The 22,854-nt window shown below is 42.9% G+C and carries 25 protein-coding genes; all 25 read right to left on the bottom strand.

The window, feature by feature from the left end; translation table 11 throughout:
* Positions 1 to 7: 7 nt before the first annotated feature.
* The 25 genes from qcrB to der all read right to left on the bottom strand — a co-directional run bounded on the left by qcrB (position 8) and on the right by der (position 22,712).
* Positions 8 to 682, bottom strand: a complete 675-nt coding sequence (qcrB, locus tag ACQ4XT_RS15130; protein WP_160913544.1) for a menaquinol-cytochrome c reductase cytochrome b subunit — start codon at positions 680 to 682, stop codon at positions 8 to 10.
* A 3-nt stretch (positions 683 to 685) separates the two neighbouring features.
* A complete protein-coding gene (locus tag ACQ4XT_RS15125) occupies positions 686 to 1,195 on the bottom strand; it encodes a QcrA and Rieske domain-containing protein (RefSeq protein WP_146816068.1) in 510 nt (169 codons plus the stop codon).
* A gap of 133 nt (positions 1,196 to 1,328) precedes the next feature.
* Complete coding sequence (locus ACQ4XT_RS15120; protein ID WP_446854401.1) at positions 1,329 to 1,784, bottom strand: YpiF family protein; 456 nt, start codon at positions 1,782 to 1,784, stop codon at positions 1,329 to 1,331.
* A gap of 105 nt (positions 1,785 to 1,889) precedes the next feature.
* Entirely contained in the window at positions 1,890 to 2,450 is a 561-nt protein-coding gene (locus tag ACQ4XT_RS15115) for a ReoY family proteolytic degradation factor (RefSeq protein ID WP_446854400.1), read from the bottom strand.
* Between the two features lie 32 nt (positions 2,451 to 2,482).
* Positions 2,483 to 3,736 (bottom strand): tetratricopeptide repeat protein, encoded by a 1,254-nt coding sequence (locus ACQ4XT_RS15110; RefSeq protein WP_446854399.1) that lies wholly within the window; start codon positions 3,734 to 3,736, stop codon positions 2,483 to 2,485.
* A gap of 17 nt (positions 3,737 to 3,753) precedes the next feature.
* Entirely contained in the window at positions 3,754 to 4,626 is an 873-nt protein-coding gene (locus ACQ4XT_RS15105; protein ID WP_446854398.1) for a hypothetical protein, read from the bottom strand.
* Between the two features lie 65 nt (positions 4,627 to 4,691).
* Positions 4,692 to 5,981: a 3-phosphoshikimate 1-carboxyvinyltransferase gene (gene aroA, locus ACQ4XT_RS15100; RefSeq protein WP_446854397.1), complete on the bottom strand. Its 1,290-nt coding sequence runs from the start codon at positions 5,979 to 5,981 to the stop codon at positions 4,692 to 4,694.
* Positions 5,982 to 5,993: 12 nt separating this feature from the next.
* Entirely contained in the window at positions 5,994 to 7,094 is a 1,101-nt protein-coding gene (locus ACQ4XT_RS15095; protein WP_446854396.1) for a prephenate dehydrogenase, read from the bottom strand.
* The gene (gene hisC, locus ACQ4XT_RS15090; protein WP_446854395.1) at positions 7,091 to 8,188 is read right to left on the bottom strand and encodes a histidinol-phosphate transaminase; all 1,098 of its coding nucleotides are present in this window, start codon (positions 8,186 to 8,188) and stop codon (positions 7,091 to 7,093) included. Before hisC ends, ACQ4XT_RS15095 begins: the two co-directional genes overlap by 4 nt.
* 13 nt (positions 8,189 to 8,201) lie before the next feature.
* Positions 8,202 to 8,564, bottom strand: coding sequence for a chorismate mutase (gene aroH / locus ACQ4XT_RS15085; RefSeq protein WP_446855697.1), 363 nt, complete (start codon positions 8,562 to 8,564; stop codon positions 8,202 to 8,204).
* Positions 8,564 to 9,643 carry a 3-dehydroquinate synthase gene (aroB, locus tag ACQ4XT_RS15080; RefSeq protein WP_446854394.1) on the bottom strand — a complete coding sequence of 360 codons (1,080 nt, stop codon included), beginning with the start codon at positions 9,641 to 9,643 and terminating at the stop codon, positions 8,564 to 8,566. The genes aroH and aroB overlap by 1 nt, the downstream gene beginning before the upstream one ends.
* Complete coding sequence (gene aroC / locus ACQ4XT_RS15075) at positions 9,643 to 10,812, bottom strand: chorismate synthase (protein WP_446854393.1); 1,170 nt, start codon at positions 10,810 to 10,812, stop codon at positions 9,643 to 9,645. The genes aroB and aroC overlap by 1 nt, the downstream gene beginning before the upstream one ends.
* A gap of 138 nt (positions 10,813 to 10,950) precedes the next feature.
* Positions 10,951 to 11,730 (bottom strand): CheR family methyltransferase, encoded by a 780-nt coding sequence (locus tag ACQ4XT_RS15070; protein WP_446854392.1) that lies wholly within the window; start codon positions 11,728 to 11,730, stop codon positions 10,951 to 10,953.
* Between the two features lie 720 nt (positions 11,731 to 12,450).
* Positions 12,451 to 12,897 (bottom strand): nucleoside-diphosphate kinase, encoded by a 447-nt coding sequence (gene ndk, locus ACQ4XT_RS15065; RefSeq protein WP_089652579.1) that lies wholly within the window; start codon positions 12,895 to 12,897, stop codon positions 12,451 to 12,453.
* 91 nt (positions 12,898 to 12,988) lie between these two features.
* Positions 12,989 to 13,960 carry a heptaprenyl diphosphate synthase component II gene (gene hepT, locus ACQ4XT_RS15060; protein WP_446854391.1) on the bottom strand — a complete coding sequence of 324 codons (972 nt, stop codon included), beginning with the start codon at positions 13,958 to 13,960 and terminating at the stop codon, positions 12,989 to 12,991.
* Between the two features lie 16 nt (positions 13,961 to 13,976).
* Positions 13,977 to 14,684: a demethylmenaquinone methyltransferase gene (gene menG, locus ACQ4XT_RS15055; RefSeq protein WP_446854390.1), complete on the bottom strand. Its 708-nt coding sequence runs from the start codon at positions 14,682 to 14,684 to the stop codon at positions 13,977 to 13,979.
* 2 nt (positions 14,685 to 14,686) lie between these two features.
* Complete coding sequence (locus tag ACQ4XT_RS15050) at positions 14,687 to 15,490, bottom strand: heptaprenyl diphosphate synthase component 1 (RefSeq protein ID WP_446854389.1); 804 nt, start codon at positions 15,488 to 15,490, stop codon at positions 14,687 to 14,689.
* 91 nt (positions 15,491 to 15,581) lie between these two features.
* The gene (gene mtrB / locus ACQ4XT_RS15045; protein WP_089652583.1) at positions 15,582 to 15,806 is read right to left on the bottom strand and encodes a trp RNA-binding attenuation protein MtrB; all 225 of its coding nucleotides are present in this window, start codon (positions 15,804 to 15,806) and stop codon (positions 15,582 to 15,584) included.
* A 184-nt stretch (positions 15,807 to 15,990) separates the two neighbouring features.
* The gene (gene hbs / locus ACQ4XT_RS15040; RefSeq protein ID WP_008638574.1) at positions 15,991 to 16,263 is read right to left on the bottom strand and encodes a non-specific DNA-binding protein Hbs; all 273 of its coding nucleotides are present in this window, start codon (positions 16,261 to 16,263) and stop codon (positions 15,991 to 15,993) included.
* 520 nt (positions 16,264 to 16,783) lie between these two features.
* A complete protein-coding gene (spoIVA, locus tag ACQ4XT_RS15035; RefSeq protein WP_446854388.1) occupies positions 16,784 to 18,262 on the bottom strand; it encodes a stage IV sporulation protein A in 1,479 nt (492 codons plus the stop codon).
* 243 nt (positions 18,263 to 18,505) lie between these two features.
* Positions 18,506 to 19,234 carry a YphF family lipoprotein gene (locus ACQ4XT_RS15030; protein WP_446854387.1) on the bottom strand — a complete coding sequence of 243 codons (729 nt, stop codon included), beginning with the start codon at positions 19,232 to 19,234 and terminating at the stop codon, positions 18,506 to 18,508.
* Positions 19,235 to 19,251: 17 nt separating this feature from the next.
* Positions 19,252 to 19,449 (bottom strand): DUF2768 domain-containing protein, encoded by a 198-nt coding sequence (locus ACQ4XT_RS15025; protein ID WP_446854386.1) that lies wholly within the window; start codon positions 19,447 to 19,449, stop codon positions 19,252 to 19,254.
* A 567-nt stretch (positions 19,450 to 20,016) separates the two neighbouring features.
* Entirely contained in the window at positions 20,017 to 20,274 is a 258-nt protein-coding gene (locus ACQ4XT_RS15020) for a stage VI sporulation protein F (RefSeq protein ID WP_089652586.1), read from the bottom strand.
* A 61-nt stretch (positions 20,275 to 20,335) separates the two neighbouring features.
* Positions 20,336 to 21,376, bottom strand: a complete 1,041-nt coding sequence (locus tag ACQ4XT_RS15015) for an NAD(P)H-dependent glycerol-3-phosphate dehydrogenase (protein WP_446854385.1) — start codon at positions 21,374 to 21,376, stop codon at positions 20,336 to 20,338.
* A gap of 25 nt (positions 21,377 to 21,401) precedes the next feature.
* The gene (der, locus tag ACQ4XT_RS15010; RefSeq protein ID WP_446854384.1) at positions 21,402 to 22,712 is read right to left on the bottom strand and encodes a ribosome biogenesis GTPase Der; all 1,311 of its coding nucleotides are present in this window, start codon (positions 22,710 to 22,712) and stop codon (positions 21,402 to 21,404) included.
* Between the last annotated feature and the right edge of the window lie 142 nt (positions 22,713 to 22,854).

Below are 22,854 nucleotides of genomic sequence, written 5' to 3'. Positions count from 1 at the left end.
TTACATTTTATAGTGGTCCGGAAATTCCTTGTTTACGGATTAAAATGAAGTGGAACGCCATTAACCCGAACAGTGCAGCCGGCAAGAAGAATACGTGAATTGCAAAGAAACGTGTAAGCGTTTGAGCACCAACAATCGATGGGTCTCCCGCCAGTAATGTCCGAATCTGATCACCGATAAATGGTGTGGCTGCTGCTATTTCAAGACCGACCTGAGTCGCGAAGTAAGCTTTGTTATCCCAAGGTAACAGATATCCTGTGAAGCCTAACCCCAACATGACGAAGAACAAAAGTACACCAATAACCCAGTTCAACTCACGTGGTTTTTTATAAGCTCCCTGGAAGAATACCCGTAGCGTATGTAAGAATAACATGACGATGACGAGACTCGCTCCCCAGTGGTGCATACCACGGACGATTTGACCGTAAGCAACCTCTCGCTGCAAGTAATACACAGATTTCCAAGCGTTTTCAATGTCCGGCACATAATACATGGTCAGGAACATCCCGGACAGGATTTGAATGACCGTAATAAAGAAAGTCAATCCACCAAAACAATACACAAATGCTGAAAAATGGTGTGCTGGGTTTACGTGTTCAGGAACTTCGTGATCTGCGATATCACGCCACAGCGGGGTAATATCTACACGCTCGTCCACCCAGTCGTAAATTTTCTGAAGCATGTATTATGCCCCCCCTCCTGAATCTTTCGTTTCACCTAAGTAAAGCATACCTTCTTCTACCTTAAACTCAAATCGAGGCAGTGGCGCCGTCGGTGGAGTTCCTGGCACGTTAGTTCCGTCTTTCGTGTAACGACCAGCGTGACAAGGACAGAAGAATTGGTTCGGGTACTCCTCATTGGAAGCCCAGTCGACCGTACATCCCAAGTGAGTACAAATCGGTGATAGTGCTACAATTTCATCATTGTCGTTTCTGTACACCCAAGCTGTTTTTTGAACTTCTGATTCATACCAAGCATCCACTTGATCGATCGTCCATTCAAAACGCTGCGGTTCATTCGTAATTTCATCAACGGAAGCTACGGAGACGAAATCTCCACCCTCTTTCGTTTTCAATACAGGATCGATTGCGAAACGAACCATCGGTGCAAGCATGCCCGCTGCCATGAAACCGCCTACACCAGTGAGTGTATAGTTCAGAAACTGACGCCGGGATACTCGTTTTTTATCGCTCATTCTTTTCCCCCCTCTATGCTGTAATCCATGCGACATGGATTGATTACACACAGTTTACTAGGACATTACCATGATAGCGCAATCTCAAGGCGCGGTCAATAAATTATCAAACCTTGTCGGAACTTTTATCCAGTTACCAATAAGCCTGGATCAATTCACTGATCTGGTGAGCTTGCTCGCGAACGAACGACTGTGTCTCAGTAGACTGAATATCGCCAGAACCCATACCAGGCACCCATAGAACGTGTCCTTCAAGTTCTGCTTCGTATTTCTTCCATTTACTGTCGAAAGTAAAAAGGAAAATGTGTTGGAAAGGCTGCTCTTTGAACTTATGAATCCAACGATTGATTCTCTCTTTTTCGTCCGTTTGTGATCCTTCAAGATAATGATAATCCGGAGCTAGAAATATTCTTCCCCTGTATTCTTTTTCGATCAGGTTTGTGAACACTTGGTTCAACTCACGTTGGAAGGCTTGCTTTACCATGTGTTGTTCGTTCCCGGGATCAAATGGAATCAAGGGAATGATGACAGTATCAATATACTGTTTTTCTGGTATGTATTGCGTAGTATCTGCTTTTGTCCATCTCATAATTCATTCCATCCTTTATCTATGTATCATTTTCTCTTTATTTTACTATATTTAAACAAAAATGAAAGCCGGGACCTCTTTTTTAAAAGGTACCGGCTTCCGTATTTAAAGAAATGCATTCAAATCCTGTTTAACTTTTTCAAGCTTTCCACATAATGCTTTGAATTCATCGCGTGCCCCATTGATCAGAGCTTCGTCAATTCGGTCCTCTATGCTTTTCTGTCTGTGTTGCAAAAGACTGACAGACAATAGACGTTCTGCTTCATTCTTATCTCTGTCATTTAAGTAATAGTCTTTTGGAAGATAAGGATTCTCTTCGAGTACGAGAGCATATTTTGAGCATTGCTGTGCATTCTCAAAGTTCATTTGAATATAGACTGGTTCTCCTTGATTCATCCTTAAATCATGAAACGACTTCTCGGCATCATTCGTCATAACCTGGCCTTTATAAAAACGGAAAGGTGGGTCAGAAACACCCTGGGCACTAATTTCCATGCCGCGCGGACAAAACTTCACTTCCTGGACAAAATGGACACTTGACAAAAGAGATTCATGGTTCATTAAATAGTTCAGAATCCAAACACTCTCTCGCTTTTTCAACTGAAAGTGATTTAAAAACCAGCGGACAAAGTCTTTTTTCTCATCCACAGAGATTGGTGTTTGCATATGGGCGCCCCTCCTGCGCTTTATTAATCAGCTCATTGTTCTTTCAGCCGCTCAACGAAGTCCTCAATTTCTGTATCTGTAGGATCAATTGCCAGGTATTCTTCGAAAATCTGCCTTGCTTCAGACATCCTTCCTTCTTCTACAAGGAAATAACCGTAGGATTTCAAGAAATCTGTATCTTCTTTTAAGGAAGGATACGCTTGTTGATACTGCTCGTAAGCCTCCTTGAATCTCTCTTCTTCTTCATAAGCTTGGGCAAGTTCCCACAAGTAATTCGGGTCTTCCTCTCCGAGGGAGATCAATTCATTGATCAAATCGATGATCTTATCATTCATATCATCAGACTTATAATTCTCGATGAGGAAAAGAATCGCTTCTTTATATCCTGGATCCAAAGCAACCGCTTCTCTCATCCACTCGTAACCTTCTTCTTTATTCCCCTGTCTATGAGATAACGTACCGGCAAGATGATAGAGCTCCTTATTAAATTCATCTTTGGCAAGCCCTTTTTTAGCCATTTCCAGCGCTTCCTTTGGCATACCTTCTGAATCATAAGCTTGAGCTAAGTGTGGATACACGGATTGGAAGTAAGGGTCTTTTTCAATCAATTCTTCCCAAACATGGATCGCAATATCGTTACGATTTGCCTGGTAAGCTACGAATCCATAGCGGAACATGACATCAGGATTATCTTCTTCGACTTTTTGGAAATACTCAAGCGCTTGTTCAAATTCACCATTCGCAGCATAAGCTTCGGCAAGTCTTGTGGCAACTTCAATATCACCAATAACCGGCTGATGATGCATCGCATTTTCATAATAAGGGATACTCTTGGAATATTCCCCATTGGAAAAAGCGAGCTCACCTAATGCAAAATCAATGATTGCTGAGTTCGGCTCCACTTGTTTCGCCATCAGTAATTTCTGTTCAGCTACTTCAAAAAGTCCTTGAGCTTGATAAAGATCGGCAAGCTGCACAAGCGCTTGCAAATAGTCTTCATCTTCCGGCCCAAATTGGTCCAGCAGTTCAATGGCTTCATCATCTTCATCAAGATCAATGTGAATCTCTGCCATCATGACTTTCAGTTCTTGTTCTTTAGGATAGCGTTGAATCAGTTCGTGCAACACCATCTTCGCTTCTTCGAGCATCCCCCATTGCATATATAGTTCAGCAATCGTGAATCTCTCTTCTTCGTCAGCTTCTGGTAAATATTGTGTTAGAGTTTTTATCGCATCTTCCGTCTTATGGGCTTCCATTTGACGGATGGCTTTTTGAATTTCCTCCATGATGACATCCTTTCCGTTTAAACAAAATGCTTGTGAATCTTCACTTGTATGTGGGATCCAGGCTTCTCATTGATGACCTTCTGGTTCACCTGTTTCACCTGTCCATTCATAACCGTTACATTCGGAACAGAATCATGATATCTAAAATCCTCCGTCTCTTCAAACGTTCGGTCTTCTGAAGGGCGATAAAGATTATAATCCGCGTGCCCTCCAGGGACGATTCCGCCTTTGTGAGGATAGATCCCGCTGTCTTTTAAATTTTTCAGAGAGAGTATTTCATCATCCTGTACATCTGATAGCTTTATGATACCATACTGTTCGCAAAGTGAAGACCACAATTCTGCATAGTTGTTCGACGTATTCTCTGTATCTTTGACGAACATTGTCAACGGCATTCGTTTATAAGCCTGCGCCTGAGCTACCCATTCCCAACAAACCTCAGTAAGGTCACCTACGGACTGCACTTCCACACATAAAAAGGGGCTTCCTTTTCTGGCAAAGAAACGGACCATTTCAGGCCGGAGGATCTTTGCCGGCACAACAGGTATGACCATATAATCGAGGGGCAGTGATTCACATCGATTCAAAAATTGGTCATATTGATTTCGGTAGTGACGTAAACTAGTCACTAGGTGTTGTGTGAGTAACAAGGTACACCCTCTTTTTATGTAACGATTTCCTGTGTCGATCATGGAGGGTGAAGAAGCAAGCGGTTCCTTAAGGTCTATCATCACATGCCCTGGACTGACGTGAAAACCATCCACTACCATTAACGTATAGGGTTCTTTTCCGGTTCGATCTCTGACGAACTTCTCTTCCTTAACTGTGCATTCACTAAAACAGGGACCTTTGTCATTTTCAACATACCCTTGAAACCAATAAGCTCCCATACGACGAAACCTCCAAGTAGGCTTTTTATATCGTATGAGAGCTTTACATAAACTATGAAGTTAATTTAGTTCAAGACTTGATTTAAGTCATTGAAAAATGATGGATAAGAAATATTAATACATTCTTTGTTCTTAACAGTGACTTCACTTTCACAAATTAAGGAGGCAATGGCCCCCATCATACCTATACGGTGATCTCCATAAGAATCGATGGCCCCACCTTTTAGAGGTGTGCCTCCCTGGATAACCATTCCATCTTCCTGGGCTTGGATATCTGCTCCTAATGAAGAGAGCGTTTCAACAACAGCTTCGATTCGATCTGTCTCCTTGTAACGCAGTTCCTCCGCATCTTTTATGATTGTTTTCCCGTCAGCTTGCGTTGCTGCCAAGGCAAGGATCGGGATTTCATCAATCACGTTGGGTATGAGATCGCCTTCTAACGTCATCCCTTTTAGTTGACCATGACGGACAACGATATCACCAACAGGCTCACTGCCAATATGAGTATGTACCTCGACCTCTATATTCGCTCCCATTTCTTTTAATGCTTTTACAATTCCATCACGGGTCGGATTAAGCCCGACATCCCGTATCACTAATTCACTATCAGGAACGATTGAAGCGGCGACTAGGAAGAAGGCTGCCGAAGAGATATCTCCTGGAACTTTGATATCAGAAGCACTAGGCTTTTGTCCTCCCTGGATTGTGATAGATCTGCCTTCTACTTCTACATCCACTCCGAATTCAGGAAGCAGCATTTCCGTATGATTTCTGGTTTCCCCAAGCTCTATCACTTCTGTTTCACCCTCTGCAAGCATCCCGGCTAAAAGTAAAGCCGACTTCACTTGAGCACTTTTCACTGTCAATTCGTGACGTGTCCCTGTAAGCTTTTTACCTCTGAAGGCAAGTGGCAGCAAGGAATCATTTTCACGCCCCTGAATGTCCGCTCCCATGACACGAAGCGGTTGGATGACCCGGTCCATGGGACGCTTGGACAATGACTCGTCTCCGAATGCTGTCGTAAATAAAGGAAGCCCTGCAAGCACCCCGCTCATTAACCGGGCGGTTGTCCCTGAATTTCCAAAATTGATTGGTTGGGAAGGTTCGCTTAGGTGGGAAATCCCTTTTCCATGAACCGTAATCTTATCCCCTTCTTGCTCGATATCTACCCCCATGAGGCGGAAAGCTTCGACGGTTCTCAAGCAATCTTCACCGGTAAGAAAATTCGTAATGACAGAAGTTCCTTCCGCTAATGCCGAGAAGATGACGGATCGGTGGGAGATGGATTTATCTCCAGGTACAGATAAGTCCCCTTTTAGTTGTTTATCTGTAGGTTTCAACTCAATGCTAGACATAGGAATCCTCCTCTACTGCTGGATCATCACTTCATATTGATAATGATCTAATATTTCTTTACTCTTCCATTGTTCTTCACTTGTAGCAAAGCTGATTCTAAGTACCCCGGTGATCCCTTCTCGGATTTCGAGGATTTGGATATTTTTAATGCTGATCGCTTCTTCAGCTAAGATTCCAATCACATCACGGATCGCACCTGGCTGGTCATGAATATCCACATAGATGTCATAGAAAGAAGGGATCGCTCCTTTGTCTTTCATTGGAAGACCATCTCTGTACAATTTAGCATCGGACAAATACTTGTAAGTCTTCTCTTTCTCCCCTTCGGAAAGGTAGGTTCTTATCCTCTCCATTTCCCCAATCCAGTCATCGAGCATGGAAATGAGGAGTTTTTTATTTTGAAAGAAAATATCCTGCCACAATTTCGGATTACTAGAGGCGATTCTTGTAATGTCTTTGAATCCCCCGGCCGCCATCTGTTTAATATATGGGTGTGTAACTTCCCACTCTTTTGCTTGATGGACGAGAGATGAAGCGATCAGATGAGGAAAATGAGAGATGACCGCGGTCATCTCATCATGTTCTTGAGTTGTAAAGGTAACGAAACGAGCCTTCGTTTCTGATAACAACTCCTTAATCACTTCCGCTTCCTTTTCATCTGCATGAACGGAGGGAGTCAACACATAAATCGCATTCTCGAACAGGTGGGGTTTGGCAGCTGTATAGCCATGTTTATGCGAACCTGCCATCGGGTGTCCCCCTACGAAGGAGAGAAGAGGGTGTGAAAGTCTGTTCGCCGCTTCAAGGACTTGGTTTTTCACAGACGAGACATCTGTCACTAGCAACGGTTTTTTCAACTCCATAGACTCTAGTTTATGAATGTAGTCGATGGTAATGGAAATAGGCGTGGCTAAAATGCAGATATCTGCTTCCTGAGCAGATTCTTCAAAGTTAAAAGAAGCCTGATCGATGACGCCTTGCTTCAAAGCCATGTTGAGGGTTTCGTCATCCCCGTCCATTCCAACGATAAATACATCCTCTTTCTTAGAGACGTTCATAGCTATGGAACCACCGATGAGTCCTAAACCAACGATGAGTATGTTCTGCTTCATTGTGCACGGACAGAAGCAAGCTTTTGCTTCATCGCTTCCTGGATCTCCTGCATGTCTTCTTTCTTCCCAATGGTCAATCGGATGGTATTCGGTAAACCTAACGCTTCCCCTGAGCGAACGATAAACCCTTTGGTTAACAAGTATTCAAACATTTCATCACCACTGCAAGGCAAATGAATCAAAAGGAAATTGGCCTGGGTATCAAAATATTTCAACCCATGATCATCACAGAATTGCATGAGAGCTTTTTTGTTTTTCTGGTTTTCTTGAACTGTTTCCTCAATGAACTTCTGGTCATCCAAGGCTAAGAGAGCAGCCGCTTGGGCAACCGTTGAAGTGTTGAAGGGCTCACGGGATGGTTCAAGAATTTGAATGACCTCTGGATGGCCGACACCATATCCAATTCGTAAACCTGCTAAACCGTAAGCTTTAGAGAAAGTACGGAGTACCATCAGGTTAGGATAATGATTCAATGCTTCTATTGAATCAAAGGCATCATCTGCTTCCAAATATTCGTAATACGCTTCATCAATAACAACAAGAACGTGATCAGGAGTTTGTTCCAGAACCGACTGTAGTGTGGCTTGATCGATATGGACACCTGTCGGATTATTCGGAGTGCAAATCCATAGGACACGCGTTTGTTCATCGATATTTTGAAGCATGCCTTCCAAGTCATGGTGACCATCGATCAGAGGAACTTCTCTGACCTCTGCACCTTCAATCAAAGCATTGTGACGGTACTGCGGAAACGTCGGTGTCGCCATGACTGTATTGGCACCTGGCTCGAGGAACGTGCGGCAAATGATTTGAACCACTTCGTCTGACCCATTACCGAAAATTAATTGGTTTTCTTCCACACCGATGAATCGGGCGACTTTCTTTCTAATTTCCGCGCCATATCCATCAGGATAGATTTCTAAATTCGAAATCAGTTTCGGCAATTCTTTCTCCACCACAGGGGAAAAACCGAATGGATTCTCATTAGAGGCAAGTTTCACAATCCGATCCAAACCGAATTCCTTCTTTACTTCCTCAATACCTTTCCCAGGCTTGTATGGTTTCATATTTTTTAGAATGTCTTTGGCTTTCATTGGGATACTCCTCTCAACTCTTTAAATCTGGCCTCAGTTGTTTTGCATGATTATGATAGATATGCTGGATATCTTTTTGGGCGATTCCCGTCTGGACGGTCACCATGACCCTGATACACTTCTCTAGACTACCAGGCACCGGAATTTCCCGCATGCACATGACGGGTACATATGTCCATCCATCTATTTTTCTCAGGGACTTTGCAGGAAAGGCATCATCCAGGTCCTCCGTCACTGTAAAATAGACAGACACGACATCCGCTGCTTCTATATGATTGGAAGCTATGACATCTCGGAGCAGCTGGTAGGATTGTTCTACAATTTCATCATGTTCATTTTTTTCAACCGTTGTGGCTCCCCTAACACCTCGAATCATCATTCTCCACTCACCTCGTTTATTAAAAGAGACATCTGTTCTAGTAGTTGCTCTTCCTCGACTTCCACAACATACGGATCACTCAGTTTATGAAGGAGGACAAAATTGATTTTCCGCCGAAGGGTTTTCTTATCCAACATCATCTTTTCCACCATTCGATCGGGACGGATTTTCGATAAAACGGAAATAGGATAATTATTTCTATCCAACCATTCCTTATAGGCTTGTACAGGAAGCTGCGCACCTTTAAGATCGTTACTCAACTTCATCATAAACAAAAGGCCGACAGCGACAGCTTCTCCGTGAGTGATTTCCCCGTAACCCAGCTCCGCTTCAATCGCATGAGCAAGGGTGTGACCTAAATTCAGGTATTTCCTAATTCCAGCTTCTCTTTCATCCTTCTCTACAATCGAAGCCTTCACTTGAATCCCTTTCATTAAATCACTCTCTAAACTGTCACCAGAACTTTTGGAGAGCGACCCTTTTAACAGGCGGTGCGCCCATTCTTCGTCACTGAGAAAAGCATGTTTGATTACTTCCCCATATCCGGAGCGTAGTTCACTCTCCGGCAAGGTTTCAATCGTTTCCATGTCATAGATGACTTGCACGGGATGATAAAACGAACCAATTAGATTCTTTCCTTTAGGATGATTGATGGCCACTTTACCACCCACACTGCTGTCATGAGCTAAGATTGTAGTTGGCATCTGAATATAATCGATCCCGCGTAAATAGGTCGATGCTACAAACCCTGCCAAATCCCCGATCATCCCGCCACCCAAGGCGACGATGAGAGATTTGCGATCTAATTTGACGTCTACACAAATGTCAAGGAGCTCTTCATACCTTTCCATGCTTTTCGAAGACTCTCCTGCAGGAACCACTGCCGTGAATACAGGAACTGTTTCTGGTAAGCTTTTTTTCACATCCTGCAAGTAATAATCCTTAACCGTGCTGTCTGTAATGACTAATATAGAAGTATAATTGGTTGAAATAAACTCATCCAAACCATGACGTAGACCTTTTCCAATCAAAACTTCATAGTCATGACTGCTTGATCTGACCGTAACCGAAGCCATTAAAATTCACGCACTTCCTTGCGGTAATCGTCAACAGCACGTTTCAGACGTGGGAAATAGTCGGCTGGGAATTCATCTGTAATGGCTTCAGCCAATTCAAAAGCAACGATATGCTCCATCACAACAGAAGCAGCCGGAACTGCACAAGAATCAGAGCGTTCAATACTTGCGTTAAACGGTTCTTTCGTTTCGATATCCACACTCTGTAACGGTTTGTACAAGGTAGGGATTGGCTTCATGACCCCTTTTACCACAATCGGCATTCCCGTCGTCATTCCACCTTCAAATCCACCAAGGCGATTGGTACGACGGTAATATCCTCGTTGCTCGTTCCATAAGATCTCATCATGAACCTCGCTACCGTTTCTACGAGCAGCTTCAAAACCGATCCCGAATTCAACACCTTTATAGGCATTAATACTCATTACAGAGCCTGCAATTTTCGCATCCAGCTTGCGATCATATTGGACATAAGAACCGATTCCAGGTGGCATTCCTTCTACATACACCTCAGTAACCCCACCAATCGAGTCTCCTTCTTTCTTCGCTTTATCAATCGCATTCATCATTTTTTCTGCCGCTTCTTCGTCAAAAGTACGCACAGGAGAAGCTTCTGAAATTTCTCTTCGTTGTTGTAACGTTAGGTTTTCATCAACCTCTGACACAATGCCTGCGATTTCACGCACATAGCCTGTCACTTCAATGCCGAGTTCTTTCAAAAGCACCTTGGCAACAGCACCTGCCCCGACACGTGCAGCCGTCTCCCTTGCTGAAGATCGTTCAAGTACGTTCCTCATATCTCGGTGGCCGTATTTCATTCCACCATTTAAATCTGCATGACCTGGGCGAGGCTTCGTCACAGTTCGACGAATCTTTTGCGTATCCTCAGGCAGAGGGTCCTCTCCCATAATATCTGTCCAGTGTTTAAAGTCATCGTTATTTACAACGAGAGTGATTGGAGAGCCAAGGGTGTATCCATGACGAACTCCACTTGTTATTTCTACTAAATCCTTTTCAATTTGCATACGCTTCCCACGCCCATATCCGCCTTGGCGTCTGATCAATGATTCATTTATTTGTTCCCTCAGTAAAGGAAGATGAGAGGGGATTCCTTCGATAATCGTTGTCAATTGCTTTCCATGTGATTCACCAGCGGTCAAGTAGCGCATAAACGTACCTCCTATGTATTCATCCCCATGTAGGGGGTGTTCTAAATTTTAGATACTACTATATCATATGGATGTAAATTTGTGTCGTCAAAATATCGGAATTTTTATAAAATGAGATTAGAAAGCGTTTCCGGACGCTTATTTTTGCCATTTTTTATAAAAAAACGTGTCATAAACTTCAAATCCATGGGTTTGTGGAGAAAAAATCTGCTCCGTGCTTCCGACAAAAAAGATCCCACCTTCTACAAGAGAATGGCTGAAGTTTTTGTAGATGGTCTTCTTCGCTTCTTCCGTAAAATAAATCATTACATTACGACAGACGATAAGATCAAAATCCTTTTGGTAACGATCAGCTAAAAGATTATGCTTTTTAAAGTTGACACTTTTTCTTATCTCATCAACGACTCGATAAGAGCTTCCTTCTTTTCTAAAGTATTTTCTAAGTATCTCAGGTGATACTTCCTTCAATGATCTTTCATGGTACAAGGCTTGTTCGGCCTTCTCTAAGGCATTACCATCAAGATCTGTCGCCAGAATCTCTACTTGTTGAAGAGACATATATCGATTCAATATCATAGCCAATGTGTACGGTTCCTCGCCCGTGGAGCATGCAGCACTCCATATCCGTAACTTCTTCTTTTTTTGTAGCAAATACGGAATGACTTTTTGTTCTAGTACTTCAAACCTTTTCCTGTTCCGATAAAATTCAGAAACATTGATTGTCATACGATCTAATAATTCATCCAACAACAATGCATTGTTTTCCAAGGTTTCATAATAGCTCTTGAAATCACGATGGCCCCGCTTATCCCTCAATGAAGTCAGCCGCCGCTTCATTTGAGCTTCCTTGTACTGTGATAAATCGATCCCTGTCTTACGATGGACTTTTTCTATGAATTGTATGTAATCCTGACTCATCCCCAAAACTCCCTCTGCTTATTCCATTTAAGCGTACTCCAGCTTCATCATGTTGTAAACGAGCAATCCCAACGACCCAACAAAAGCTCACGATTGCAGAAGACTCCATATCGAGAGGTTTGTAGGATTTTAGGGGCTACGGGAAAAGGTTCGCTTTCCATGGGGCTGGCGCTGGGCTCCTTTGCCATACAAGTATCTCGAAACCTCTTCCGGTTGGAATGAACTCCTAAGGACGCTCTTCCTGTATGCAAAAATCTTGTTATAGAGTGCTTTATGATTAGAACACTAGGATAGTGGCAAGCACCCTCTCACATTAAAAGGAGGATCGTTTCTCACCTTCATGGAATGGGGTGGTTGAGAAGCTGCGAGACTCCGCAGAAATGAATGGGCTGGAGAGACACCGCAGAGCTTTAGCTCGAGGAGGCTCTCCGTCATCCCCGCAGGAAAGTGTTCAAATGCGGAATCGCCCTGATAGACACGACTGGGATAAGCAGAACAGCATCAGAAGGTGCCCTTTCATTCCTTTGCTGTTCTGCTTTTGAAGAGAGTGTCTGGGCGATAGATCTAGACGAGCAGCTTCCCAGCCACCGCTGATGCCCTACATGGCAATGAACCCCAACACATCTCAAGATCGAGTCTTCTATAATCCTGACAAATTGTATTTATCAATTTTTAATAAATATGAAATAAAAAAGCCACCTTTGGAAGGTGGCTTTTTCTTTAGTAGATCCAGTTGAGTGAATCTTTTTCGTAATCGACGAGTTCTTTTTCATCGAAGAACAAACCGATTTCTCTTTCAGCACTTTCTTTCGAATCAGAGCCATGGATGACGTTTTTCCCTACTGTTACACCGTAATCACCACGGATGGTTCCCGGAGCAGCTTCAGCAGGTTTTGTAGCTCCCATCATTGTACGTGCAGTTGCAATTACATCTTCGCCTTCCCAAACCATTGCGAAGACAGGACCTGATGTGATGAAGTCTACGAGCTCACCGAAGAATGGTTTTTCCTTATGTTCACCATAATGCTCTTCTGCAAGTTCTGTAGGAATAGCCATCAATTTGGCCCCTGCCAGTTTAAACCCTTTGCGTTCAAATCTTGCTGTAATGTCACCGATCAAATTGCGTTGTACACCATCTGGCTTAACCATCAAAAAAGTCTTTTCCATGACAAACACCTCATCTTATGTATAGTGTGAAAGCGCTTTTAATAAGTGCCATAAAAAAGTCTATCAAACAAAGGCAAGAAAGGCAATAGATTTATGCCCTTCTTTTACCAATATACTTCGCAATCCCTTTGAGTGTCTGTTTCGCACGGTTCGCCGGTAATTTGTTCAAGGCTTGATAAGCTTTTTTCAAATAGCGGTCACTCAGTTCCAGTGATCGTTCAATCGAACCATTGGACTGGACTCTCTCAATCAACGGTTCAAGTTGTTCCCTGGTCAAATCCTCTTTCTGTTGAAAAACTAGTTCCAATTCCCTTTTGAACTCAGGATTCTCCATTGAAATTAGTACGGGTAGAGTAATATTCCCTTGGAGAAGATCACTGCCAGCAGGTTTCCCTAATTCTTTTTCAGATGCTGTAAAATCCAGAACATCGTCGATAATTTGATAGGACATTCCGACATAGTACCCATACTGATACAGCGCACGCTCATGAGCAGGATCTGCATTGGCAGCTATGGCACCAAGCCTACAGCTGGCAGCAATGAGCAAGGCCGTTTTCCTTTTAATCCTTCTGAGGTACGTGCGAAGGTTCTGCTCAATGTTATATTTATCTCGAATCTGTTCAATCTCCCCTAAACATAATTCGACCATCGTACCGGCAAGAATTTGATGAGCACGTGGGTTTTCAAGAACAGATAAATTCTCGAGTGACCTCGCAAAGATATAGTCTCCTGTGTACATAGCTATCCGATTATCCCAACGTGATTTGATCGTTGGTTCTCCTCGCCTCAGCTCAGCTTCATCAATGACATCATCATGGACAAGGGATGCGGTATGTATAAGCTCCAAAGATACAGCGACTGCTTTCATTCGCTCGATATCATAATCCCCGAATTTACCGCCTAGCAAGACAAAGACAGGACGGATGCGTTTCCCTCCTGCTTGTAACAATTGGCTGGACGCTTCTCTGAGTACTGGGTTATCAGATTGGATCGTGTCGTTTACAGCCTCTTCGATTACCGCTAAATCATTTTTAAGAAAAGAGTAAATCATTGCTAGTTTCATGGCATTTCATCCTTAGTTATTGCTTTTCCCCCATATGCATGGCTGCAACGCCGCCCGTATAGGATTTTACTGTTACATTTGTGAATCCGACTTCTTGAAACATCGCTTTCAGTTCTTTCTTTCCAGGGAAGTCTTTGGCTGATTCATGAAGCCAGCTGTATTCCTGATAACTTTTGGCAAAGAGTTTTCCGAATACGGGCATGATCTTACCGAAATAGAAATAATAAATTTCTTTGAAGACTGGATTGGTCGGTTGTGATGTTTCCAAACAGACCACTTTGCCTCCAGGTTTTACAACACGAAACATTTCCTTTAATACTTGTCGATAATCTGGTACATTTCGTAACCCGAAGCCAATCGTGACAAAATCGAACTGGTGATCTTCATAGGGCAAGCTCATAGCATTTCCATGTTGAAATTCGACTTGTTTGACTCTGCCTGCAAGTTTTTTCTTTATTCCGACAGATAACATGTTTTCACTGAAGTCAAGGCCAATGACTTTTCCCTCTGTACCGACCTCATTCGCTAATGCCATCGTCCAATCACCTGTACCACAGCAGACATCAAGTGCATGGTCACCCTTTTTCACATTCATTCGTTTCATGACATCTTTACGCCATAACCGGTGTTGCTGAAAGGAAATGATTGAATTCATACTGTCATATCGTTCATAAATTTTTTCGAATACGTGATGTACTCGTTCTTCTTTTGATTGTGGTTCCATGTTCACCCTTCTTCCGCTATCTGTCTATGGTTGAATTGATGATGAATGGCCGCGTGCATGTAAGATTTCAGCCAGTTGAAATGGACGGGAAGCTGGGTGATTGTTGCTTCCAAACGGTGCATGTGATTTTGCAGCATTTGTTCAATGTTAACCAGTACTTGGCCACTGTTCCCAAGCAATGCCGGACGTTTGATGAGCGCATCAATAAGAGGAGAAAACTTCCCTTCCTGATAGCTCCGCTTTTCTTCCAGTAACTTTTTAGCTAACAACCATTCACCCGCCATATCATTAATGGCTGTCTTTTGGACATACGAAGCAACCCTTTGAATTAGAAGCGATTCAATCTTTTTCAAACCTTCTAAAAATTCCTGGAATGACTCCACATCTTTATAATATAGTTCCATCTTCAATTCGTTGATTTCCTTGATTGCACCCGCAAGCGTATGAATCATAGGAATGTCGTCAAGTTGGGAGAGCAGATAATAATATAGGCCACTGTAATAATCGCCGGCAAGAACCGTCAATTGACGGCTGCGAACGATGTCGCGATCATCATCTTCATCAGATAAAGTAACGAGGTCGTGTGTATCAAGAGCAATCTGAACGAGCATTGTTGTAATGATATATTGCTCTTTTTTCACTTTCGTCAAATTCGTGTGATCCATGATTGAAGAAAGGATCACAAGTTTGTCTTCATCTATCGTTGGCTCAGGGATAAAACGTACCAAATAAGGGTGGCGAACTTTCGATGCAATTTTTCGTTTGAGTTGTTTGATGTCATTATCTGAAGAATTCAACTTGATCACCTTGTCCCTTCCTGAACACTATTAAACCATTCCTATTATAGCATATTTGACCATCTACTGTTTACTATGTATACGTTCGCAGAGCGAATGGTCACTCTGCATCGTTCGTCATTTCCCCGTGGCTCGTTTGGATGACCGCTTTACCACGGACTTTCACTGCAGAAGTATGCTCGGTAAACTGAGCGATCATTACTTCTCCACTGTCAAGCTTCTCGGAGTGGTGGAAGCGCGTGTCTGTACCGCGGGTCAAACCGATGACATTGACGCCATCTTCCAGGGCTTTTATGACGAAGAAATCATTGTTGGATGTAGTCATAAGGATCGCCTCCTTCTAGTATCATTACTATCTCTTACAAAGGGGACTTTTGTCAAAACATCCACCTTGTTTAACATTGGGAATAAACGGCCTTTTCATCATTATGGCCTCAAAGCAGTTTTTTTAATAAAAATAAAAAGAAAAAGGGTGCACATGCACCCTTTTTCGAAGCCCTATGTAGCTATTATTTAACCGCATCTTTAAGGGCTTTACCAGGTTTGAAAGCTGGTACTTTGCTCGCGGAGATTTCGATTTCTTCTCCAGTTTGTGGGTTACGGCCTTTACGTGCCGCGCGTTCACGTACTTCGAAGTTACCGAATCCAATTAATTGGACTTTATCACCGTCTTTAAGTGAATCCATGATAGATTCGAATACAGAATCTACAGCTTGTGTAGCATCTTTCTTAGAAAGATCAGCTTTTTCAGATACAGCGTTGATAAGATCTGTTTTATTCATGCCATTCACCTCCTCCCAAGAAGGTTTAACTCATTCAAGTGGTTTTATCCACTTCAAATGTTTATTTAGGTGCCATCATTTGATGACAAGCCTTATAATAAACGAGTTTAAAGCGAAATTCAATAGACAATCATGTTAAAAACGCGTAACAACGCGACTTACAAGCTGAATTCCGCTTCATTTCAGGTGTAGCCTGCCATAATCTTCTTCCAGTGGCAAACCCTCTAAAACCTTGATATGACGGGGTTTTCACAACTTTATTGATCTCCACATAGGTAATTACGACATCCACCTTAAAAAATCCTTTAAACTTCGCAATTTTTTTCTCAAAAACACTGAAAAATAAGCATTTCTGGTGTTTTTGAGAATGAAACCAAGAGGATCATGCCGTTTTCTTATGTGAAAATATCACCCATATTTTTTCTCCATCACACCCATCAAGTGTCAGGAAAAACCCATGAAAACCTGCGGATGTGCTTTGGTCAAAAAAACAAAATTAAAAACGGCTCACACGGAGCCGTTATAAAATGATTGCGATCATACCACCAGATCCTTCATTGATGATACGTTCGAGTGTTTCCTGTAGTTTGTATCTTGCATTTTCCGGCATGAGCGCCAATTTGGCCTGGATACCTTCACGAACGATGGAACTTAAGGATCTGCCAAAGATATCGGAATTCCAAATGGAAAGCGGATCTTCCTCAAAGTCCTGCATGAGATACCTCACGAGTTCTTCGCTTTGCTTTTCTGTTCCTATAATCGGTGAAAATTCTGATTGAACATCCACTTTAACCATATGGATCGATGGTGCGACGGCTTTCAACCTGACCCCGAACCTCGAGCCTTGTCTGATGATTTCAGGTTCATCAAGAGTCATATCCTCTAATGTCGGTGCAGCGATTCCATAACCTGTCTGTTTGACCATCTGCAGGGCATCCGCCACTTGGTCATACTCTCTCTTCGCATGAGAAAAATCCTGCATGATCTCAAGTAAATGGTCTTTCCCTCGAATTTCTTCTCCGACAATTTCTTTCAGAACATGATCATACAAATGTTCCGGGGCTTGAAGATCGATTTCAGCAATTCCTTCCCCAAGGTCCATCCCTGATATATGAGCACCTGTAATGTACTCGTATTGATCGAAGTTTCCTACGACCGTATCTACATCCCGTAATCGTTTAATATCCTTAACCGTATCTTCAATCGCCGCTTGAAGGTTGTTCCTCAACCAGTGGCGGGAATCAAGAACCATCACCCAGCTCGGTAAGTTCACATTGACTTCCAGCACAGGGAATTCAAACAATGCTTCACGCAGGACATTTTGAACATCATTTTCTCTCATGCTTTCTACGGATAGCGCAAGGACAGGAATATCATATTTATCAGATAGATTCGCCCTCAATTTCTCCGTATTCGGATGATGAGGCTGCGCGGAGTTCACAATCATGATGAAAGGTTTTCCGACTTCCCTTAACTCTTCTACAATTTTTTCTTCTGCTTCTACATAATCGGCTCGAGCGATTTCACCAATGGTACCGTCCGTAGTTACAACGATTCCAATGGTCGAATGCTCCTGGATTACTTTTTGCGTACCAATTTCCGCTGCTTCATGAAAAGGGATCGCCTCTTCATACCAGGGTGTATGGATCATTCTTGGTCCGTGCTCATCTTCATACCCAACCGCTCCATTCACTGCATAACCGACACAGTCGACCATGCGGACGCGGATGTCAAGGTGGTCATCAATATTGATATTTGCGGCCGTATTAGGGACAAACTTAGGTTCTGTTGTCATAATCGTCTTTCCAGCCGCGCTTTGAGGCAATTCATCTAACGCACGCTCACGCTCTGATTCTTCCTCCATATTTGGTAAAACTACGAGCTCCATGAATTTTTTTATGAATGTAGACTTTCCAGTACGAACAGCCCCGACGACTCCTAAATAAATATCTCCATTTGTCCGTTTGGAAATATCACTGAAGATATCAACCTTTTCCAAAGGATCCCCTCCCAAATAAAATTTCACCTTCATACAAGCCTAGACAATCTAATTCTATGACGTTGTCCTAGTGAAATATGCAAGAAATTATAAGTACGGAATCCCATACTGGACGAACGATCATAGATGGTCCGCATAAACAGGAGAAGAGAAACGCTGGATCGGTAAGATATAAGCAAGTTTAGTTTATGCTCACTAAAATCTATGAAAAAAACCGTCCCTCTATGCAGGAACGGTTAACAATCATGTCGATGGCTGAGCTTTTGAAAACACCGGCTCACCATTTTCTACTGTATAAGTGGTCGAATAGGCAGGGACAATTGGAGTATGATCTGTCAGTAAATAACGGATATCTTCTCCATGCTCGTAATTGTGCTCTTCTTCTCTTAAATATGTGTACAAGTCTTTCCGATAATCAATATACACTCTCCCCTGTTCATCAAGGTAAACGGGAAGTTTTTGGTCGGAATAGGGGCTGTTGACCATAGGCGGCTCGTCCATTCCAATTTTCTCATGATCCAGTTCATACACCCCAGGAGCTACAAAATCCCCAAAAGGCGGATATTTGTTATTATCTCTGTAGAACTTCACCTTCACCTGTAGAGAACGTACCTCCTCCGTGGTTCGAAGGTCCAGTACTTTTACAGTCGGATCTGTTTCTGGATGGATGATGACATATTGATAATGACCGCCGTTTTCAAAGGACGTACCTGGTAAATCAGTGAGTAGATTCATTTCTTTCAACTTACTGAATTCAATGGGATACTTTTGAAAGATCGGCGTGTCCTGATCTTTTGTTTTGATAGGCAGGAGACCATTTTTCTTCTCCTGATAGGTGTCGACAGCATTTTGAACCATCTCAAGCTGCTGGTCATTCGGCACCTGGTTCTTCGCCAACTCGTTCTGCGGATATAGACATCCGGAAAGCAGAAATGCCATCAAGGGCAATAATATGAATAAAACGCGTTTCATGTGGTGTCTCCCTCCTGTTAGGCCGTCGGTCCGCTCAGGACGATGTAAAAAATTATAATTCCTCCGAAAATCATGAACAAATAAGCGAATACAGCGATCGTTACTGATAGAAAGCCCTTTAATTTATACCTGCTTACGTAAATTAAACCAACAGCCAGGAACAATGAAATAATCCCTGCGAAGGATATGTACATTTTGAGCATTGATTCTGACACAGCTCTTCCTCCTTAAAAGCACACTTTGCTGATGGTATTATACCACAAGTCGCTATAAACGGACAGATGAGAAAACAGAGTCTATCAGTCTTTTATAGCCTTTCTTACAACCTTTTTTTGAATGTCTCTGTTCAATATTTTGTCGATGAAGTGTTCTTAATGAATATGGCATGATTGTTGAAGACTCAGTTTCGAGACTCTTGTTGAGTGGATGGGGGCTGTGGGGAACGGTGAGACTTCTATGGGACGAGTGGGACAGGTGAGACCCCGGAAGGCGTAGCCTGAGGAGGCTCACCGGCCGCCCCATGGAAAGCGAACCTTTTCCCGGAGACCCTAGAATCACATAAACATTTCGAAACTGAGTATTCAACTAAAGAAAGCTTACATGAAATAAATATTTCGGTTTACTGATCCTTTCAAATGAAAAAAGCATAAAAAAACCCGGAGCAAATGGTTTGCTCCGGTTGACTAAACAATTCCCTGACCAGCTCATGTGTAATGATTGCTGCGTAATATCTTATGCATACGAATGAAGGACCGCCTCCTCAGGCGCCTATTGGTTCGTAATCATTTTAAGAACTTACCTAAAGTATTCATATCCAAAGGCATGTTTTGTTTCGTGATTGCTTCAACGATTTTATCTTCCTTAGATTTTGAAACGTTCTTATTAGCAACCTTAGCGAGCTGGCGAACAAGACGTCTGACCGTCTTTTCATCACTGAAATCAGCATTCTGTACAGAGTTCGCCACTTTAAAAACATCTTCCGGGTCGATGTTTGCCTTTTTCTTCAGATGATCAAAAATATTCTTCTGAAAATCATTCATGAACAATTGACCTCCTCGTGCGTTAGGTTCTGTGTAGTATATGCACGAGAGTCGATATGTGTCAGTCATTCATCTTTTCATCAAGAATATTTGTCAAATCCTCCATTTCATGGCGTCGAATCCTTGTCATCAATTCGTCAACGACATCTCTTGGGTCAGCCGATTCAAATAAGATTCTATAGATTCCTGAAGTGATCGGCATTTCAACTCCTTGTTCTTGAGCAAGTTGAAAAGCGGCTTTTGTCGTCCTTACACCTTCTACGACCATACCCATTTGATCTAAAACATCGTCCAATGGGTACCCTTGTCCTAGTTTATTTCCTGCTCTCCAATTTCGGCTGTGAGAGCTCGTACAAGTTACAATAAGGTCACCGATTCCTGTCAGGCCGGAAAAGGTAAGCGGGTTTGCTCCCATCGAAGTTCCAAGACGGGCAATTTCAGCAAGCCCTCTAGTAATAAGAGCCGCTTTGGCGTTATCCCCATATCCAAGCCCGTCAGAAATACCAGCACCAAGGGCGATAATGTTTTTCAATGCCCCTCCAAGCTCCACACCGACCAGATCAGGAGATGTGTAAACGCGGAATTGCCGGTTAATGAAGAGGTCCTGTACTTTCTCCGCTACAACTAGTTCTTTTGAAGAAACGGTTACAGTAGTTGGCTGCCTGAGACTCACTTCTTCCGCATGACTTGGACCGGAAAGGACAACGATCCCCTCATATTTTTCTTCGGGGATCTCCTCGGAAATCACTTCCGAAACACGCTTGTAAGAGCCAGGCTCTATCCCTTTTGAGGCGTGTGTAATGATTACTTTTCCGTTTAGTACTTGCTTCAATTGACCGCATACTTCTCTCATTGCCTTTGTAGGAACGACTAATATGACATGTTCCGCTTTCTCTACAACCGCTCCTAGATCATGGCTTGCCTTAATCGAATGAGGAAGATCAATTTCTTTCAAATATTTTTCATTTCGATGCGTTTGGTTGATTTCTTGAGCTAGATTCTCTCTGTGTGTCCAAAGATGAACCTCGTGCCCATTATCAGCAAGAACGAGGGCAAGAGCTGTGCCCCAGCTCCCCGCCCCAAGTACAGCTACTTTCTCCATGCTACCTACTCCCTTCCTGAATGAATCAGCTACGTCTTCTTGCAAAGATCTTGATTGGCGTTCCTTCAAAACCAAAAGCTTCGCGGATCCTATTTTCCAAGAATCGCTCATAGGTGAAGTGCATCAATTCAGGTTCATTAACGAAGACCACAAAACTTGGCGGTTTAACAGAAACTTGAGTAGCGTAGAAAATTTTCAGCTTCTGCCCCTTGATGGACGGAGATGGATTCATAGCAAGGGCATCCATAATGACTTCGTTAAGCAGATTCGTTTGTACACGCTTCGCATGATTCTCACTTGCTTCCAAAACTTTTGGAATCAATGTATGAATCCGTTTTTTCGTTTTGGCAGATAAAAAGACAACGGGAGCATAGTCAAGGAAACGGAATTGATCCCGAACCTTATCTTCAAACTCCTTCATCGTTTTTTCTTCCGTCTCTATGGTATCCCATTTGTTGACGACGATAATGACAGCTTTTCCTGCTTCGTGGGCATAGCCCGCGATCTTCTTGTCCTGTTCTTGAATGCCTGCATCAGCATCAATTAGAGTCAAAACAACATCTGAGCGTTCAATCGCCTTCAACGCCCTCATGATGCTGTACTTTTCGGTCGTTTCATAAACTTTGCCTCGTTTTCTCATTCCAGCTGTATCGATGATCACATAATCTCGATCGTCTTTCGTGAAAGGAGTATCGATGGCATCCCTTGTCGTACCAGCAATATCACTGACAATAACGCGTTCCTGTCCAAGTAGGCTGTTTACGAGCGATGATTTCCCAACATTCGGTCGGCCAATTAAACTGAAACGAATGGTATCATCATCGATCTCTTCCTGGATTTTTTCCGGGAAGTGTTTCACTACTTCATCAAGCATATCTCCAAGTCCAAGCCCGTGTGTGCCTGAGATTGGGAAAGGTTCTCCAAAACCGAGAGAGTAGAATTCATAAATGTTTTCTCTCATTTCAGGGTTGTCCACCTTGTTCACTGCAAGAACGACCGGTTTATTCGATTTAAATAGAAGCTTTGCGACTTCTTCGTCAGCTCCTGTAATTCCATCACGACCGTTTACCATGAATACAATGACATCCGCTTCATCAATAGCTACTTGCGCCTGGGCTCTCATTTGCACGAGCAACGGCTCGTCCCCAAGCTCAATCCCACCCGTATCAATGACATTGAATCGTGTGGTCAGCCATTCGGCTTCTGCATAAATCCGGTCTCTCGTGACACCGGGGGTATCTTCTACAATAGAGATTCTTTCTCCGACCAGTCGGTTGAAGATTGTTGATTTCCCAACATTCGGTCGGCCTACAATAGCAATTACTGATTTTCTCATGAAAGGATCATCCTTTCTTTATTTCTATTTTCATTATTCCATGTTTCCTCAGTAGTGAAAAGCAAAAAAATACTGCTCTCCCCCGGGCGATGGTTTAATAGCCCATCTTCCGAAGAACAGCAGGAAGCCATTAACTTTATTA

This window comes from Halobacillus sp. 12SKB (assembly GCF_052941655.1).
This window is presented reverse-complemented; position numbering and strand designations above follow the sequence as displayed.